The organism is Agromyces sp. S2-1-8 (assembly GCF_021129215.1).
Lineage (GTDB): Bacteria > Actinomycetota > Actinomycetes > Actinomycetales > Microbacteriaceae > Agromyces > Agromyces chromiiresistens.
In genome coordinates this window covers 3,057,438-3,074,999 of the sequence record NZ_JAJOLP010000001.1, presented here as the reverse complement: position 1 = coordinate 3,074,999, position 17,562 = coordinate 3,057,438, and the positions used below count along the sequence as shown (strand labels likewise).

The 17,562-nt window shown below is 69.4% G+C and carries 16 protein-coding genes; 10 read left to right on the top strand and 6 right to left on the bottom strand.

From position 1 onward, the window contains the following. Window positions 1–16 precede the first annotated feature (16 nt). From LR269_RS14150 to LR269_RS14120, 7 genes are all read left to right on the top strand, one after another. Window positions 17–898, top strand: coding sequence for an RHS repeat-associated core domain-containing protein (locus LR269_RS14150; protein ID WP_231431400.1), 882 nt, complete (start codon window positions 17–19; stop codon window positions 896–898). Between the two features lie 765 nt (window positions 899–1,663). Continuing rightward, entirely contained in the window at window positions 1,664–1,816 is a 153-nt protein-coding gene (locus tag LR269_RS14145) for a hypothetical protein (protein WP_304504452.1), read from the top strand. Window positions 1,817–2,259: 443 nt separating this feature from the next. Continuing rightward, complete coding sequence (locus LR269_RS14140) at window positions 2,260–3,291, top strand: 6-phosphofructokinase (RefSeq protein WP_231431399.1); 1,032 nt, start codon at window positions 2,260–2,262, stop codon at window positions 3,289–3,291. A 4-nt stretch (window positions 3,292–3,295) separates the two neighbouring features. Continuing rightward, on the top strand, window positions 3,296–3,772 hold the full coding sequence (locus LR269_RS14135; RefSeq protein WP_231431398.1) for an 8-oxo-dGTP diphosphatase: 477 nt from the start codon (window positions 3,296–3,298) through the stop codon (window positions 3,770–3,772). Window positions 3,773–3,828: 56 nt separating this feature from the next. Further along, window positions 3,829–5,010, top strand: a complete 1,182-nt coding sequence (locus LR269_RS14130; RefSeq protein ID WP_231431397.1) for an inorganic phosphate transporter — start codon at window positions 3,829–3,831, stop codon at window positions 5,008–5,010. Beyond that, window positions 5,007–5,354 carry a peptidase gene (locus tag LR269_RS14125; protein WP_231431396.1) on the top strand — a complete coding sequence of 116 codons (348 nt, stop codon included), beginning with the start codon at window positions 5,007–5,009 and terminating at the stop codon, window positions 5,352–5,354. The genes LR269_RS14130 and LR269_RS14125 overlap by 4 nt, the downstream gene beginning before the upstream one ends. Before the next feature lie 100 nt (window positions 5,355–5,454). Continuing rightward, entirely contained in the window at window positions 5,455–6,933 is a 1,479-nt protein-coding gene (locus LR269_RS14120; RefSeq protein WP_231431395.1) for an NCS2 family permease, read from the top strand. 159 nt (window positions 6,934–7,092) lie between these two features. On the opposite strand, the gene LR269_RS14115 is transcribed toward LR269_RS14120, so the two are convergent. After that, window positions 7,093–8,379: a uracil-xanthine permease family protein gene (locus tag LR269_RS14115; RefSeq protein WP_231431394.1), complete on the bottom strand. Its 1,287-nt coding sequence runs from the start codon at window positions 8,377–8,379 to the stop codon at window positions 7,093–7,095. Window positions 8,380–8,497: 118 nt separating this feature from the next. On the opposite strand from LR269_RS14115, the gene LR269_RS14110 reads away from it, so the two are divergent. Then, window positions 8,498–8,809: a DUF4190 domain-containing protein gene (locus LR269_RS14110; protein WP_231431393.1), complete on the top strand. Its 312-nt coding sequence runs from the start codon at window positions 8,498–8,500 to the stop codon at window positions 8,807–8,809. 67 nt (window positions 8,810–8,876) lie between these two features. Here LR269_RS14110 and LR269_RS14105 read toward each other — a convergent pair whose 3' ends face one another. Genes LR269_RS14105 through LR269_RS14085 form a run of 5 tightly spaced genes read right to left on the bottom strand, consistent with a single transcriptional unit; the run spans window position 8,877 to window position 13,998 of the window. Beyond that, on the bottom strand, window positions 8,877–9,611 hold the full coding sequence (locus LR269_RS14105; RefSeq protein ID WP_231431392.1) for a FadR/GntR family transcriptional regulator: 735 nt from the start codon (window positions 9,609–9,611) through the stop codon (window positions 8,877–8,879). Window positions 9,612–9,620: 9 nt separating this feature from the next. After that, window positions 9,621–10,409: a 3-oxoacyl-ACP reductase gene (locus LR269_RS14100; protein ID WP_231431391.1), complete on the bottom strand. Its 789-nt coding sequence runs from the start codon at window positions 10,407–10,409 to the stop codon at window positions 9,621–9,623. A 58-nt stretch (window positions 10,410–10,467) separates the two neighbouring features. Then, window positions 10,468–11,823 carry an aldehyde dehydrogenase gene (locus LR269_RS14095; RefSeq protein ID WP_231431390.1) on the bottom strand — a complete coding sequence of 452 codons (1,356 nt, stop codon included), beginning with the start codon at window positions 11,821–11,823 and terminating at the stop codon, window positions 10,468–10,470. Beyond that, window positions 11,820–12,617, bottom strand: coding sequence for a gamma-glutamyl-gamma-aminobutyrate hydrolase family protein (locus LR269_RS14090; protein WP_231432355.1), 798 nt, complete (start codon window positions 12,615–12,617; stop codon window positions 11,820–11,822). The genes LR269_RS14095 and LR269_RS14090 overlap by 4 nt, the downstream gene beginning before the upstream one ends. A gap of 13 nt (window positions 12,618–12,630) precedes the next feature. Beyond that, window positions 12,631–13,998 carry a glutamine synthetase family protein gene (locus LR269_RS14085; protein WP_231431389.1) on the bottom strand — a complete coding sequence of 456 codons (1,368 nt, stop codon included), beginning with the start codon at window positions 13,996–13,998 and terminating at the stop codon, window positions 12,631–12,633. Between the two features lie 221 nt (window positions 13,999–14,219). Between LR269_RS14085 and LR269_RS14080 the strand changes: the two genes are divergently transcribed. Further along, entirely contained in the window at window positions 14,220–15,782 is a 1,563-nt protein-coding gene (locus tag LR269_RS14080; RefSeq protein ID WP_231431388.1) for an amino acid permease, read from the top strand. A 275-nt stretch (window positions 15,783–16,057) separates the two neighbouring features. Next, a complete protein-coding gene (locus tag LR269_RS14075) occupies window positions 16,058–17,521 on the top strand; it encodes an aspartate ammonia-lyase (protein ID WP_231431387.1) in 1,464 nt (487 codons plus the stop codon). The last annotated feature ends 41 nt before the right edge of the window (window positions 17,522–17,562 follow it).

Genomic DNA, 17,562 nt, shown 5'->3' with positions numbered 1-17,562 from the left:
CGCGGTCACCTCCCTCGTGACCGACCACCACGACACCCCACTCGCCGCGGTCCCGAACGGCGGCAACCCCACGCTTACCGCGGTACGACGGTTGTACACCGACCCCTTCGGCGACACCCGCGGCACCTCGAACGCGTCCACCGTGCCCGGCGACATCCAATTCCTCGGCAAAAACCGCGACGCAGGATCAGGACTCACCCTCCTCGGCGCCAGACACTACGACGAAACCGTCGGCGCGTTCATCAGCGTCGACCCCATCCTCGACCTGACGGATCCCCAGCAATGGAACGGATACGCGTACGCGGGCAACAGCCCACTCACCTACGAAGACGCATCCGGGCTCCTGATCCAAGGTACGACCGACAACAGCACGTACAACCCGCACAAGCCTGGCAAAGGCAGGGACAAAGAAACGATGAACACGAACACCAGTCGCGACGCGGGTGATCTCGACGGCTCCGACCCAATTCCGACGATAGGTGTTGCCCAGCCGACGACCTCGGCTCCTCCGGAATGTGGAGGAAGTTATTGGTGCAAATCTGCCGACTACACGCTCACCGCATGCTTTGAGTACTGTGTCGCGATGGGGGCGATGGCAAGGGAAGACGGGGTATTGCTCGGGAGCTTCGAGATCGGTGCCGGGCCGCGAGCGGAGCTTTCGTTCACGGCTGGCACGGGATACAACAGAAGTGCAGGGCTGGGAGTAGGGGCGAGCGCATCCGCTGTCGCTGGCGTTGGCTACTACGGAGAGTTCGGGGTTGGCTTGGACTCCGCAACGAGTTGGGGGCTTCCCTACCCGATACTTGTTCCCGAGGCAGGACACGGCTGGGAGTACGGGCTCGGTGGCGGACTCTCTGTAATGGGTGGACTCATTGCGGAGTTGTGGAGGTGGAAGTAGCCGATGACACCGCACATATCAGAATTGAACTTCGGGCCAGCGATTGTATTGGGGCTCCTTGGATTAGCTGCCAGCGTGCTTATCTTTCTGAAACGTCAAGAGCTGACCCGGCGGATTCAGGGCAACTGGCTGATGGGCCCACTGCTCGCGAAGCGCGCCGTGCAGGGAATGATATGGGCCGCCGTAGTCTTGTTTGCTGTGGTTGGAACTGCCCTCTTGATACTGGTCATGGTTGTTGGCGCAAGCGGATAGGCAAGTTCGAATGAAGCGAAATCTGGACCCGTTCTCCACTCGAGGTGCGACCTTCAATGTGGTCGTCTGGGGATGCGCTGTCGTTGGCGCAATTCTCTTCGCGGCAACCAGCCAGCCCCAACTTTGGTCGATGGTCGCTGGTTTCGCAGTCCTGGAACTGGTCTTCATCGGCGTGCTGTTGATCGTTCGACGAAGAGGTGGGGGCAACCCTAAATCCAGTCTCGGGCGGTGCCGGGGAGGGTCGTGGGGGCGGATCGACGGTCGATGAAGCGGAAGCGAATCTGAACCGCTGCGGGTTTGATGCCGCATTCTTTCGAGTTGAAAGGATGGCACCGATCCTGCCCAGGTTCAGATCGCGAAGGGGCTGTGGTCACAGTACTCGGCTGCCAAACGCGACCGGGAACGCGCCGCGGCGCTGGTGGCGCAGGAGCGGCGGGTGATGTTCCGCGACCCGTCCGACTACGACGAGCTGTTCGGCATCGACTTCTACCCAGCCACCGGGGAGGTGTTCTGATGGGTGCCGCTACCGACACCGCCGCGACCCTCGGCTACCTGATCCGCGCGTTGAAGGCGCCCACGATCGGGCGGGGCTGGGAACAACTCGCCATCACCGCCCGGGACCAGGGATGGTCGCACGAGGAGGATTTAACCCGGATCCACCGATGAGCCTGTGGTCGGTGTCGACGTCGTGATCAGTGTCGGGTGAGGCTGTTTGGGCAGGGTTGTGTTCCGGGCGTCGCATCCCGGTCGTCCACTGGGCGCTTGGCGGCGGACGATGCGCGTCAGGGCGCTGGGGGATGGACTGAGAGGCACGGGCCATCGTCCCTTGAACGTCGCGATGCCGTACAAGTTTGCTGTGCTCGTTGGGGCGCTTTCGGCAGACACGACGGCAAGCGAGCTTGCCTTCGCTGGGACTCGGCAGCCTTCAGCTCGGGTGCTACCTTGATCGCGCAGTTGGCACGATGCTTGCGGCATTCTGGCGACCTCGATTCGAGTGCCCGACCGAAACGTCTCACCAGAGTCGAGGTTCGCTAGACTTCCGAACGTCGTGCCCCGATGAAGCGGCTCCACCGACGATTCCCCCCTCACCCCCAAGGAGTCCAGCGAGCATGAAGATCGGCATCCTCACCTCCGGCGGCGACTGCCCCGGCCTGAATGCGGTGATCCGCGGCGCCGTGCTCAACGGCGTGATCTCGCACGACACCGAGTTCGTCGGGTTCCGCTGGGGCTGGAAGGGCGTCGTCGAGGCCGACATCATGCCGATCACCCGTCACGACGTGCGCGGCCTCTCGAAGCAGGGCGGCACGATCCTCGGCTCGAGCCGTACCAACCCGTTCGAGGGCGAGGGCGGCGGCCCCGAGAACATCCAGCGCATGCTCGACGAGCACGGCATCGACGCGATCATCGCGATCGGCGGCGAGGGCACTCTCACGGCCGCCCGCCGGCTCCACGACGAGGGCGGCATCAAGGTCGTCGGCGTGCCCAAGACGATCGACAACGACCTCGCCGCCACCGACTACTCGTTCGGCTTCGACACGGCCGTCGAGATCGCGACCGAGGCGATCGACCGCCTGCGCACGACCGCCGACTCCCACGGCCGCTGCATGGTGCTCGAGGTCATGGGCCGCCACGTCGGCTGGATCGCGCTGCACTCGGGCATGGCCGGGGGAGCGCACGCCATCCTCATCCCCGAGCAGCCGCAGTCGATCGAGCAGATCTGCGAGTGGGTCGAGTCGGTCCGCGACCGAGGCCGTGCCCCGCTCGTCGTCGTCGCAGAGGGGTTCACGCTCGACGGCATGGACGAGGCGCACTCGCACAAGGGCCTCGACGCCTTCAACCGCCCGCGGCTCGGCGGAATCGCCGACATCCTCGCGCCGATGATCGAGGAGCGCACCGGCATCGAGTCGCGCGCGACCGTGCTCGGCCACATCCAGCGCGGCGGTGCGCCATCGGCCTACGACCGCGTGCTCGCGACCCGCCTCGGCATGGCCGCCATCGACGCGGTCTACGCCCACGCATGGGGCTCGATGGTGACGCTGCGCGGCACCGACATCGAGACGGTGTCGATCGCCGAGGCCGTGGGCACGCTCAACCGGGTGCCGCAGTCGCGGTACGACGAGGCGCGCATCCTCTTCGGCTGAATCCGTGTACGACGTCTGCGTCTGCTACCTGCTCCGCGAGCGCGACGGGGTCACCGAGGTGCTCCTGGGCCGCAAGAAGCAGGGTCTCGGCAAGGGGCGCATCGTCGCACCCGGTGGCAAGCTCGAGCCCGGTGAGACCGCGGCGGATGCCTCGGTGCGGGAGATCCTCGAAGAGGTCGGCCTCGTCGTGGCCGCCGAGGACCTCGAGCCGCGCGGGCTCATGACGTACCACTTCCCCCACCGCGAGAGGTGGAGCCAGCGCTCCCACGTGTTCGTCGCCCGTGCCTGGCGGGGCGAGCCCGAGGCATCCGACGAACTCGACCCCGAGTGGTTCGCGCTCGAAGCGGTGCCGTACGAGGCGATGTGGGACGACGCCCGGCTCTGGCTGCCGGGCGTGCTCGCCGGCGGGCTGGCCCGGCGCACCTTCGTCTTCGGCGAGGATCTCGCGACGGTGGTGTCAGAGGGGCCTCCCGTCGCGTAGGATCGACGCGGCCCTGAACTCCAGGTGAACCGCTCCCTCTCGCAAGAAAGACGCCGGTGGATACGCCCCTCATCGTCGTGCTGGTCATCGCACTGGCGCTCTTCTTCGACTTCACGAACGGCTTCCACGACACGGCGAACGCCATGGCGACGCCGATCGCGACCGGTGCGCTCCGGCCGAAGGTGGCGGTCGCCCTCGCGGCGGTGCTGAACCTCGTCGGCGCGTTCCTCTCGACCGAGGTCGCCATGACGATCTCGGGCGGCATCATCAAAGAGGGGCCGGGGGGCGTGCTCATCACGCCCGAGCTCATCTTCGCGGGCCTCATCGGCGCGATCGTGTGGAACATGATCACCTGGCTGCTCGGCCTGCCGTCGTCGTCGAGCCACGCCCTGTTCGGCGGGCTCATCGGCGCAGCGCTCGTCGGCTTCGGCGTCGGCGCGATCGACTTCTCGGTCGTGCTGTCGAAGGTGATCCTGCCGGCGCTGCTCGCCCCGCTGACCGCGGGCCTCATCGCCTACATCGCGACGAAGCTCGCCTACGCCATCACGCGCCGCCACGACGGCAAGCCCGACGGCCGCGACGGCTTCCGGCACGCGCAGATCTTCTCCTCGTCGCTCGTCGCACTCGCCCACGGCACCAACGATGCGCAGAAGACGATGGGCATCATCACGCTCACGCTCGTCGCCGCGGGCGTGCAGGCGGTCGGCAGCGACGTGCAGCCCTGGGTCATCGTGACCTGCGCCGTCGCGATCGCGCTCGGCACCTACATGGGCGGCTGGCGCATCATCAAGACGCTCGGCACCGGCCTGACCGACGTCAAGCCCGCGCAGGGCTTCGCCGCCGAGACGGCGACCGCCGCGACGATTCTCGCGTCGAGCCACGTCGGCTTCGCGCTCTCGACCACGCAGGTCGCCTCGGGCTCGGTGATCGGCTCCGGCCTCGGTCGTCGGGGTTCGAAGGTGCGCTGGCGCACCGCCGGCCGCATCGGCATCGGCTGGCTCATGACCCTGCCGGCCGCCGGTGCCGTCGGCGCGCTCGCCGCGTTCGTCGCCCTGCAGCTCGGCGTCGTCGGCATCATCATCGACACCGTCGTCGGCGTCGCCGTCATCGCCGGCATCTTCCTCTGGTCGCGGCGCAGCGAGGTCTCGGCGAACAACGTCGTCAGCGAGGTGGCCGACTCCGGCCGCGCCGTCAAGATCAAGCGCAACCCGAAGCCGAAGAAGAAGGTCAAGAAGTGATCGACTGGCTGGCATTCGTCCTCGTCCTCGTGTCCGCCCTCGTCGGCACCGCGGTCGTCGTCTCCGCGTACTCGCTCGGCATCCGGCTGCTCACCATCTCGGGACGCACGCCGATCGTCACGCCCGCAGAGTTCACCGACGCCATCACGATCGTCACGCCCGCCGAGATCAAGGCCGCGGAGAAGCGCGCCAAGAAGGCGGCGAAGAAGAGCCCGCTCTCCGAAGGCCAGAAGCGCGCCGCCCTCGTGGGTGCGTGGGCCTGCTTCGCGGTGAGCGCCATCGCCGTCGTCTACGGCATCTACCTGATCGTCGGCGACCACGTCATCAAGCTGCTGGGCGGGTGATGCCGGCGGGGCGACCCGCCGCACCCGGTCACGGCCATGACGTCATGACAGTCCACCCGTCGTGCGACCCTGCCGCACGTCCCTCATCGAAGGTTCCCGGATGACCACTGCAACGCCTCCCACGACCGACCCGACCGAGCCCGCCGGCGAGAAGCCGGTCGGTGCGTTCGACCGCTACTTCGAGATCTCCGCGCGCGGCTCGAACCTCCTGACCGAGGTACGCGGCGGCATCGTCACGTTCGTCACGATGGCCTACATCGTGATCCTCAACCCGATCATCCTGTCGAGCGGCACCGACATCGACGGGCAGCAGCTCGACTTCATGCAGCTCTCGGCCGTCACGGGGCTCACCGCCGGTGTGATGACGATCCTGTTCGGCGTCGTCGCGCGACTGCCGTTCGGCTTCGCGGCGGGCCTCGGCATCAACTCGTTCCTCGCGGTGTCGGTCGTCGGGCAGGTGACCTGGCCCGAGGCCATGGGCCTCGTCGTCATCAACGGCCTCATCATCGTGGTGCTCGCGGCGACCGGTCTGCGCCGGTTGATCTTCGATGCCGTGCCGATCCAGCTGAAGCTCGCGATCACCGTCGGCATCGGCCTGTTCATCGCGTTCATCGGCTTCGTCGACGCCGGCTTCGTGACGGCGACCGGTGTCGGTTCGCCGCCCGTGGGCCTGGGCGTCGGCGGTTCGGTCGCGACGGTTCCGTCGCTCATCTTCGTCTTCACCCTGCTGCTCACCGGGCTCCTCGTCGCGCGCAAGGTGCGCGGCGGCATCCTCATCGGCCTCGTCTCCGGAACCGTCGTCTCGGTCGTCGTCGAGGCGATCATGAACCTCGGGCCCAGGGTCGCCGGCGGCGAGGTCGTGAACCCCGGCGGCTGGGGCCTCTCGGTGCCCGAGCTGTCGGGATCGCCCGTGAGCGTGCCCGACCTCTCGCTCGTCGGCCAGGTCTCGTTCGGCAGCTTCGAGCGCATCGGGGTGCTCGCCGCGGTCATGCTCGTCTTCACCCTCGTCTTCACGAACTTCTTCGACGCGATGGGCACGATGACCGGCCTCTCGAAGGAGGCGGAGCTCGCCGACGCGAAGGGCAACTTCCCGCGGCTGAAGTCGGCGCTCGTCGTCGAGGGCGTCGGAGCCGTCGTCGGCGGCTACACCTCGGCCTCGTCGAACACGGTGTTCATCGAGTCGGGCGCCGGCATCGGCGAGGGGGCGCGCACGGGCGTCGCGAACCTCGTGACCGGCGCGCTGTTCCTGATCGCGATGTTCTTCACGCCGCTCGTGTCGATCGTGCCCACCGAGGTCGCCGCGGCGGCCCTCGTCATCGTCGGTGCGCTCATGATGTCGCAGATCAAGGGCATCGACTTCAGCGAGTTCTCGGTGCTGCTGCCGGTGTTCCTCACGGTCACGGTCATGCCGCTCACCTACTCGATCGCGAACGGCATCGGCGCCGGCTTCATCAGCTGGGTCGTGATCCGCTCGCTGTCGGGCCGGGCGAAGGAGATCAGCCCGCTGCTCTGGGTGGTCGCCGCCGGCTTCCTGATCTACTTCGCGCGCGGGCCGATCGAGGCGCTCCTCGGGGGCTGACCCGCCTGCGTGTTGCCGGGTTCGGGGACCCTCCCGGAGCGCAGGGGTCGACCCCGGCTTCGGCGTACGCCTGGGACTCCGAGTCCGGCGACAGCACGCGGATGCCTCGTGCCGCATGCGGCACGAGGCATCCGCGTGGCCATCGCGACTCGAGTGGCGTCAGTTCGTGCCGCGCACCTTCGAGATCGCGTTCATGCCGTGGTAGACGACGAGCGCCGCGATCGTGCCGAGCGCGATGCCGCCGAAGACGACGTTGCCGAACTCGATGGTGAAGTTGGCGATGCCGATGACGAGCGCCACGGCGGCCGTGAACTGGTTCACCGGCCGCGTGAAGTCGACCTTGTTGTCGACCCAGATCTTCACGCCGATGATGCCGATGAGGCCGTAGAGCGCGACGGTCGCCCCACCCAGCACGCCCTGCGGGATCGTCGCGACGAGCGCGCCGAACTTGGGGGAGAGGCCGAGCAGCACGGCGACGATGCCCGCGATCCAGTACGCCGCGGTCGAGTACACGCGCGTCGCGGCCATGACGCCGATGTTCTCGCCGTACGTCGTCGTGCCCGAGCCGCCGAACATGCCTGCGATCGTGGTGGCGAGGCCGTCGGCGAACAGCGCGCGGCCGGTCTGCTTGTTGACCGAGGCGTCGGTCATCTGGGCGACACCGCGCACGTGGCCCACGTTCTCGGCGATGAGCACGAGCACGACCGGGAGGAACGCGGGCAGGAGGCCCCACACCGCCGGGTCGGCGAACGGGTTCGTCGCGAGGTGGAAGTCCGGCAGGCCCACCCACGCCGCCTTCTCGAGGGCCGCGAAGTCGACCTGTCCCTGGATGACGGCGGCGATGTAGCCGACGACGACGCCGACGAGGATCGAGATTCGGCCCAGCATGCCCCGGAAGAGCACGGTCGTGAGCAGGATCGCCGTGAGCGTGATCAGGGCGGTGAGCGGGGCGGCGTCGAAATTGACCTTCGCGACCGGGGCGAGGTTGAGGCCGATCAGAGCGACGATCGCACCGGCGACCACCGGCGGCATGAGCACGTCGATCCAGCCCGTGCCCGTCCACAGCACGAGTGCGCCGATCGCGGCGAGCAGGAGCCCGACGCTGACGATGCCGAAGAGGGCGGCGCCCATCGGGTCGTCGAGCTGCGTCGAGCCGAGCGCCGCGAGCATCGGGGCGATGAACGCGAACGACGAACCGAGGTAGCTCGGCAGCCTGTTCTGCGTGATCACGAGGAACAGGAGCGTGCCGATGCCCGAGAACAGCACCGTGGTGGCCGGCGGGAACCCGGTCAGCAGCGGCACCAGGAACGTCGCACCGAACATCGCGACCACGTGCTGCGCACCGATGCCGATCGTGCGCGGCCAGCTGAGGCGTTCGCCGGGGGCGACGACCTCGCCCGGTGCGACGTGCTTGCCGTCGCCGTGCAGGGTCCAGGGCAGGTTCATGGGTCTCCGATCGACATCGAGGGGCGGAAGTCCTCAGATCGTATCGGGGGGATACCCCCATACCGCCAGCCCCGGCGCGCTTCTAGCGTTGAAGTACAACCGAGAAGGAGCACACACCATGACCACCGTCACCGACACCGCAACCCAGGCGCCGTACCAGGGGCAGCCCGCCGCGCCCGTCGCGGAGTCGCGCGGCTTCAGCATCGCGAGCCTCGTGCTCGGCATCGTCTCGATCGTCGCGAGCTACAGCTTCGTCGTCCCGATCGTCGGGCTCGTGCTCGGCATCATGGCCCTCAAGCGCGAGCCCGCGACCCGCACGACGGCGATCTGGGGCATCGTGCTGAACGCCGTCATGCTCGCGGGTGCCGTGGTCGTCGCGCTCGGCGCCGCCGTCTTCGGCCTCGTGATGCTGCCGTTCGCGTTCCTCTGAGCCGAACGCCGATCCGACCCGCGCGGGGCCCGAGCACAGCTCGGGCCCCGCTCGTCGTCGGGGCCGTTCAGGCGTAGAAGCCGCGCAGCAGCGCCTCGGTGCCCGTGAGGTGCTCGGCCATCGCCGCGGCGGCCTCGTCGGCGGATCCGCGCAGGATGGCGCTCACGATCGCCCGGTGCTGCTCATCGGAGTGCGCGATGTTCGGTGCGAGCAGCGGGATGCCGTCGAGCAGCTCGTTGACTCGCATGCGCACCTCGGCCACGAGCGGCGTCACCGACTCGGCGCCGATGACCTCGGCGATGACGAGGTGCAGCCGCGAGTCGGCGACGCGGTACTGGCCGGGTTCGGCGGCGGCGCACTCCTCGCACGCCTGCCAGAGGCGATCGCGATCGCCCGCGGTGAGCTCGCTCTCGGCTGCGCGGCGGGCGACGCCGACCTCGACGACCGCGCGCAGCGCGAGCGTGTCCTCGAGCCGGGCGCGGTCGACCGTGCGCGCGCCCGTCGTCGACCGCTCGGGCAGCGGATCGGAGACGAACGTGCCGCCGTAGCGGCCGCGCCGCGAGACGACCCACCCGGCCTCGGCGAGCGAGCCGATCGCCTCGCGCAGGGTGTCGCGGCTCACCTCGAGGGTGACGGCGAGCTCGCGCTCGGCGGGCAGCCGCTCGCCGGGCGGGATGAGCCCGAGGCGGATGGTCTGCAGCAGGCGCTGCACCGTCTCCTCGAACGCGTTCGCGGGCCGGGCGGGCCGCAGGAGGAGCCCGGCGTCGAGGACGTCGGGGCTCTCCTGCGGTACCTGGTCCATGCTCCGAGCTTAGAGCGGCGTCACGTACGCGGCGCTGATGCCGCCGTCGACGAGGAAGGTCGAGCCGGTGATGAACGAGGCGTCGTCGCTCGCGAGGAACGCGACCGCCGCGGCGAGCTCCTCGGGCTTCGCGAAGCGGCCGACCGGCACGTGCACGAGGCGTCGCTGGGCGCGCTCGGGGTCCTTCGCGAACAGCTCCTGCAGAAGCGGCGTGTTCACGGGCCCCGGGCAGAGCGCGTTGACCCGGATGCCCTGGCGGGCGAACTGCACGCCCAGCTCGCGGCTCATCGCGAGCACGCCGCCCTTCGAGGCCGTGTACGAGATCTGCGAGGTGGCCGACCCGAGGACGGCGACGAACGAGGCGGTGTTGATGATCGAGCCGCGACCCTGCGAGACCATGTGCCGCAGCGCAGCCCGGGAGCACAGGTAGACGCTCTTGAGGTTGACGTCCTGCACCTTCTGCCACGCGGGCAGCTCGGTGGTCTCGATCGAGTCGTCGTCGGGCGGCGAGATGCCCGCGTTGTTGAACGCGACGTCGACCGACCCGTAGACGCGGGCCGCCTCGTCGAAGAGGTGGTTCACCTGCTCCTCGTCGGTGACGTCGACCTGCACGAACAGCCCGTCGACGTCGGCGGCCGCTGCGGCGCCGGTCACGGGGTCGAGGTCGCCGATGACGACCTTCGCGCCCTCGGCGGCGAAGCGCTTCGCGGTCGCGAGACCGATGCCGGAGGCGCCGCCCGTGACGACGGCGACGCGGCCGGCGAGGCGCTGGGTGAGATCGATCGGTGCGGTGGCCATGGTGCTCCTTGCTGGTTCGGCGGCGGGTGCCCGGTGCGGGCGCGGTGGGTGGGCGGTATCAGTCGACGGCGATGAAGACGTTCTTGGTCTCGGTGAACGCGAGCGGCGCGTCGGGGCCGAGCTCCCGGCCGAGCCCCGACTGCTTGAACCCGCCGAACGGCGTGGCGTAGCGCACGGAGGAGTGCGAGTTGACCGAGAGGTTGCCCGACTCGACACTCCGGGCGACCCGGATGCCGCGGCCGATGTCGCGCGTCCAGATCGACCCGGAGAGCCCGTACCGCGACGCGTTCGCGAACGACACGGCGTCGGCCTCGTCATCGAAGGGGAAGACCGTCACGACGGGTCCGAAGATCTCCTCGGTCGCGGTCGGCGCGGTGCGCGAGGGCGTCAGCACCGTCGGCGGGTACCAGAATCCCGGGCCGTCGGGTGCGCTGCCGCGGAACGCGACGTCGGCGTCGTCGGGCACGAACGAGCGCACCCGGTCGCGGTGGGCGGCAGCGACGAGCGGCCCCATCTCGGTCGCCTCGTCGGTCGGGTCGCCGACGACCACGCCCTTGACGGCGGGCTCGAGCAGTTCCATGAAGCGTTCGTAGACGCTCCGCTCGACGAGGATCCGGCTGCGGGCGCAGCAGTCCTGGCCGGCGTTCTCGAACACGCCGTACGGCGCGGTCGCCGCGGCCTTCTCGAGGTCGGCGTCGGCGAACACGATGTTCGCGCTCTTGCCGCCGAGCTCGAGGGTCACGCGCTTCACCTGCTCGGCGCAGCCGGCCATGATGCGCGTGCCGACCTCGGTCGAGCCCGTGAAGACGACCTTGCGCACGGTCTCGTTCGTGACGAACCGCTCACCGACGACCGACCCCTTGCCGGGGATCACCTGGAAGAGCCCTTCGGGCAGGCCCGACTCGAGCGCCAGCTCGGCGAGCCGGAGGCTCGTGAGCGGCGTCCACTCAGCGGGTTTCAGCACGACGGCGTTGCCGGCCGCGAGTGCAGGGGCGAAGCCCCACGAGGCGATCGTCATCGGGAAGTTCCACGGCGTGATGACGCCGACGACACCGAGCGGCTCCTGGAAGGTGACGTCGAGGCCGCCGGCGACCGGGATCTGGCGGCCGAAGAGGCGTTCGGGTGCGGCCGAGTAGTACTCGAGCACATCACGGACGTGCCCGGCCTCCCACCGCGCCTGCACGATCGGGTGACCGGAGTTGCGCACCTCGAGCGCGGCGAGCTCCTCGAGTGCACCGTCGACCGCCGCGGCGAAACGACGGAGGGCCCGAGCCCGGTCGACGGGTGCCACGGCCGCCCAGTCGCGCTGCGCGACGGCGGCCCGTGCGATCGCGGCGTCGGCCTCCTCGACCGTGGCCGGCTCGACGGTCGCGACGATGCGTTCGTCGGCGGGGTTGACGATCGTGCGGGTCATGGTCGGGTCCTCTCGCGGTCGGTGCGGGCGGCGCGGTGCGATCGGGCGGCCTCGACGAGGCCGGCGAACAGGCGACGGTCGGCGGCGTTCTCCTCGGGGTGCCATTGCACGCCCACGCCGAAGGCCGCATCGGGCAGTTCGACCGCCTCGATCACCCCTTCGGCGGTGCGGGCCGTGACGACGAGCCCGTCGGCGACCTCGTCGAGCGCCTGGTGGTGGTAGACGTGCACGGGCAGGTCGCCCGTGTCGCCGACGAGGCTCGCGAGCCGGGAGCCGGGTGCGACCTCGACGGTCGTCTCGCCGAACACGGCGGGGCCGGGTTGGTACGCCTCGGTGCCGACGACCTCTGGCAGGTGCTGGTGCAGCGTGCCGCCGAGCGCGACGTTGAGCATCTGGGCGCCGCGGCAGATGCCGAGGAACGGCAGGTCGGCCTCGATGGCGGCGGTGAGCAGCGCATCCTCCCAGTCGTCGCGGTCGATGCGCGGCGCGCCGGTGCGCTCGTGCGGCGCCTGGCCGTAACGCGCCGGGTCGACGTCGGCGCCGCCGGCCACGATGAGACCGTCGAGACCGGCGAGCACGGCACGCGCGATTCCGGGGGAGACGGGCTGCGGCGGCAGCAGCACGGCGATGCCGCCGGCGTCGGTGACGGCGTCGAGGTACACCTTCGGCAGGAACGAGGCGGGCACGTCCCACACTCCGGTCTGCGCCTGCTCCAGGTAGGTGGTCACCCCGATCACCGGCGCGGATGCCTCGGCCGTCGCCGAGGCATCCGCACGGCCCCCCGGCCCGACCACTGAGTCGCTGAAGTCAGAGACGTTCGAAGCCACGCACCCGCTCCCAGTCCGTGACGGCCGCGTCGTAGGCGGCGAGCTCGACGCGCGCGTTGTTGAGGTAGTGCTCGACGACCTCGTCGCCGAAGGCGTCGCGCGCGACGGCCGAGGCGGCGAAGAGGTCGGCAGCGTCCCGGAGCGTCGCCGGCACCCGCGAGACATCGGACTCGTAGGCGTTGCCGGCGAAGAGCTCACCGGGCTCGAGCTCCTGGTCGATGCCGTGCAGGCCGGCCGCGATGAGCGCCGCGACCGCGAGGTACTGGTTGACGTCGCCGCCGGGCACCCGGTTCTCGACGCGCATGCCGTGGCCGTGGCCGACGACGCGCAGGGCGCACGTGCGATTGTCGAGTCCCCAGGCGATCGCGGTCGGTGCGAAGCTGCCGGCGACGTATCGCTTGTACGAGTTGATGTTCGGCGCGGAGAACAGGGTCAGCTCGCGCATCGCGGCGAGCTGGCCGGCGAGGAAGTGCCGGAAGAGCTTCGACATGCCGTGCGGGGCGTCGGGGTCGCTGAAGACGGCTTCGCCGCCCGCGCCGCGCAGGGAGATGTGGATGTGGCAGCTGTTGCCCTCGCGCTCGTTGAACTTCGCCATGAAGGTGATGGCCTTGCCGTGGCGGTCGGCGATCTCCTTCGCCCCGTTCTTGTAGAGCGAGTGGTTGTCGCACGTGGTGAGCGCGTCGGCGTAGCGGAAGGCGATCTCCTGCTGGCCGAGGTTGCACTCGCCCTTCACGCCCTCGCAGTACATGCCGGCGCCGTCCATCGATCGCCGGATGTCCTGCAGCAGCGGCTCCATGCGGGTGGAGGCGAGCAGCGCGTAGTCGATGTTGTAGTCGCTCGCGGGGGTGAGGTCGCGGTAGCCCTTGCGCCAGGCGTCGCGGTACGAGTCGTCGAAGACGATGAACTCGAGCTCGGTGCCCACGAAGGCGGTGAGCCCCCGCTCGGCGAGGCGCTCGAGCTGGCGCTGCAGGATGCGGCGGGGCGACGGCTCGACGGGTGCGCCGTCGAGCCACCGCAGGTCGGCCGTGACGAGCGCGGTGCGCTCGAGCCACGGGGTCATGCGGAGCGTCGCGAAGTCGGGGATGAGCGCCATGTCTCCGTAGCCGCGCTCCCAGCTCGACATCGCGTAGCCGTCGACCGTGTTCATCTCGACGTCGACCGCGAGCAGGTAGTTGCAGGCCTCGGCGCCGTGGGCGCCGACGTCCTCGAGGAACAGCCTCGCCGAGACCCGCTTGCCGACGAGCCGGCCCTGCATGTCCGTGAAGGCGACGATCACGGTGTCGACGTGATCGTCGGCGACCGCGCTGCGCAGCTGGTCGAGCGTCAGGTGACCGGTGGGTGACGACATCCGGGCTCCTCCTCGAGTTGGAATGGTCGGTGGTGGCGACCATTACACCACACCATCGGTGGGGGCGTGAGCGAAATCGTCATGACCGGGTGAGCCTGATGAGGGAACCAGCTCGAAAAATGGTCTGTACAAGCGACCATTGAGCGCCCTATCATCGTGCCCACCACATCGCACCCCCGCGCGCCGCCGACCGGCCCGCGCGATGACCGCAAGGGAGCAGCATGGCCAAGGACACGCTCAAGGTCTCCGGCGTCACGTACGCGACGGCCGACGAAGGGTACTTCGAGAAACGGCGGTTGAAGCGCTCGGCGGGCGTCTGGGGGCTCTGGGGCCTCGCGGTCGCCGCCGTCATCTCGGGCGACTTCTCGGGCTGGAACTTCGGCATCGACTTCGCCGGCTTCGGGGGCATGCTCATCGCCTTCGCCATCCTCATCGTGATGTACTACGGCCTCATCTTCTCGATCGGCGAGATGAGCTCGGCGATGCCCCACACGGGCGGCGCCTACTCGTTCTCGCGCGCCGCGATGGGGCCCTGGGGCGGATTCGTCACCGGTCTCGCCGAGACGATCGAGTACGTCGCGACGACCGCCGTGATCGTGTACTTCTCGGCCGCCTACGCCGACGGCATCACGAGCGAGCTGCTCGGCTTCTCGATGCCCGCCTGGATCTGGTGGGTCATCCTCTACGTCGCCTTCATCGCGCTCAACTCGGCCGGAGCGAGCATCTCGTTCAAGTTCGCGATCGTCGTGTCGATCATCTCGATCGCGATCATCCTCGTGTTCAGCGCGATGGCGCTCTTCTCGGGCCAGTTCTCGTGGGACGCGCTCTGGGACATCGCGCCCGACCCCGGCCAGACCGAGTTCCTGCCGCACGGCGTGCTGCCCATCCTGTTCGCGCTGCCGTTCGCGATGTGGTTCTTCCTCGGCATCGAAGAGCTGCCGCTCGCCGCCGAGGAGTCGCACGACCCCGTCCGCGACATCCCGCGCGCGGGCCTCATCGCCCGCGCGACGCTCATCATCACGGGTCTGCTCGTGCTGTTCCTCAACACGGGCGTCCTCGGCGCCGAGGCCACCGGCACGGCGGGCGAGCCGCTGCTCGACGGCTTCCGCGCGATCGTCGGCGACGGCGCCGCCGCGGTGCTCGCCCTCTTCGCGCTCATCGGCCTGCTCGCCTCGCTCCAGGGCATCATGTTCGCCTACGGCCGCAACATGTACTCGCTGTCGCGGGCGGGCTACTACCCGAAGTTCCTCTCGCTCACCGGCAAGCGGCAGACGCCGTGGGTCGCGCTCGTCGCGGGCGCCGTGATCGGGTTCGCGGCCCTCGTCGTGCTCGACGTGCTGGCGCGGATCGACGAGGAGGGGGCGGGGGCCGTCGCCGGCGCGATCGTGCTCAACATCGCGGTCTGGGGTGCGGTGCTCGCCTACCTCCTCCAGATGGTCGCCTTCGTCATCCTGCGGCGGAAGTTCCCGAACGCCAAGCGCCCGTACGTCAGCCCGTGGGGCGTGACGGGCGCGGTCGTCGCGGCGATCATCGCCGCGCTCATCTTCCTCGGATTCCTGCTCAACCCCACGTTCGTGCCCGCGATCATCGCGATCGCGGTCGTCTACGTCGTGATGCTGATCGGCTTCGGGGTCTGGGGCCGGCACCGGCTGATCCTCTCGCCGGAGGAGGAGTACGCCGTCTCCGGCGGACTGCACGGCGACCCGCAGGCGGAGGGCTACGGCGGCGCCGTCGAGGAGGAGCTGCTCGCGACCGACGGGGTCGACGAACCGGATCGCGCCTAGCGGCGCGGACGGAGCGGCGGCGGGCGTGGGGGCGCCCGCCGCCGCTCCGTGCTTCCACCGGTGCCATGGCCGCCACGGGGCGACGGCGGGTCGCGAGCCGGGCAGAGCGTCCCGACGGCGAGCACTCTCCGGACGCCCGGATGCGGAAAGCGGCATCACCCGAACGGTAGGCTCGAGGCGACGACCGCGCGGCGATCCCGCGCTCACCGAGGCGATGGAGCCGGTCCGGCGCGTCGATCCCCGACGCGGCGCACGGCTCCGTGGAGGAAACACTGATGCACGAGCCCGAAGCGACCGAGGCGACCCGTACCGAGACCGATTCGCTCGGCTCGGTCGAGGTTCCGGCCGACGCCTACTGGGGGGTGCACACCAAGCGGGCGCTCGACAACTTCCCGATCTCGAAGCGCCCCATCTCGGTCTACCCCGAACTCGTCGTGGCGCTCGCCTCGGTCAAGCAGGCGGCGGCGCGCGCGAACCGGCAGGTGGGCGTGCTGAACCAGCAGAAGGCCGCGTGGATCGACGAGGCGTGCCAGCGCATCATCGACGGCGAGCTGCACGACCAGTTCATCGTCGGCGTCATCCAGGGCGGGGCGGGCACGTCGACGAACATGAACGCGAACGAGGTCATCGCGAACCTCGCGCTCGAGATCGCGGGTTACCCCAAGGGGCGCTACGACGTGCTGCACCCGATCGACGACGTCAACCGCAGCCAGTCGACGAACGACACGTATCCGACCGCGGTGAAGATCGCGATGGCGTTCTCGCTGCGCACGATGCTCGTCGAGCTCGACCAGCTGCGCATCGCGTTCAGCCGCAAGGGCCGCGAGTTCCACGAGGTGCTGAAGGTCGGCCGCACGCAGCTGCAGGATGCCGTGCCGATGACGCTCGGCCAGGAGTTCCACGGCTTCGCGACGACCCTCGGCGAGGACATCGACCGCTTGCGCGAGACGATCAAGCTGCTCGGCGAGGTCAACCTCGGGGCGACCGCGATCGGCACCGGCATCACCGCCGACCCCGGCTACGCGGCATCCGTCGTCGAGCACCTGAGCGCGATCACCGAGCTGCGCCTCGAGACGGCGCCCGACCTCATCGAGGCGACGAGCGACACGGGCGTGTTCATGACGTTCTCGAGCGCGCTCAAGCGCAGTGCGATCAAGCTCTCGAAGATCTGCAACGACCTGCGACTGCTCTCGTCGGGCCCGCAGGCCGGACTCGGCGAGATCAACCTGCCGCCCATGCAGGCGGGCTCGTCGATCATGCCGGGCAAGGTCAACCCGGTCATCCCCGAGGCCGTGAGCCAGGTCGCCTACTCGGTCGCGGGCGCCGACGTCACTGTCATGATGGCGGCCGAGAGCGGCCAGCTGCAGCTCAACGCCTTCGAGCCGGTCATCGCGCACTCGCTGCTGCAGTCGATCACGTGGATGCGCCAGGCCTGCTGGACGCTCCGCGTCAACTGCGTCGACGGCATCACCGCGAACACCGAGCGCCTCGAGCAGATGGTCGCCTCGAGCGTCGGCGTCATCACCGCGCTCATCCCGTTCATCGGCTACACCGAGGCGGCCAAGCTCGCGAAGCTCGCCCTCGCGAGCGGCCGGCCCGTCGCCGACCTCGTCGTCGAGGCCGGCCTCATGAGCCGTGACGAGGTCGTCGCCCAGCTGCAGCCGTCGAAGCTGTCGGGCATCCGGCCGATCACGACCGTCATCCCCGTGCAGCACCTGCAGGGCGAACCGCACGAGTGACGCGGATGCCTCGGGGCGGGCGTCTCGCCGACGTCGGCCCG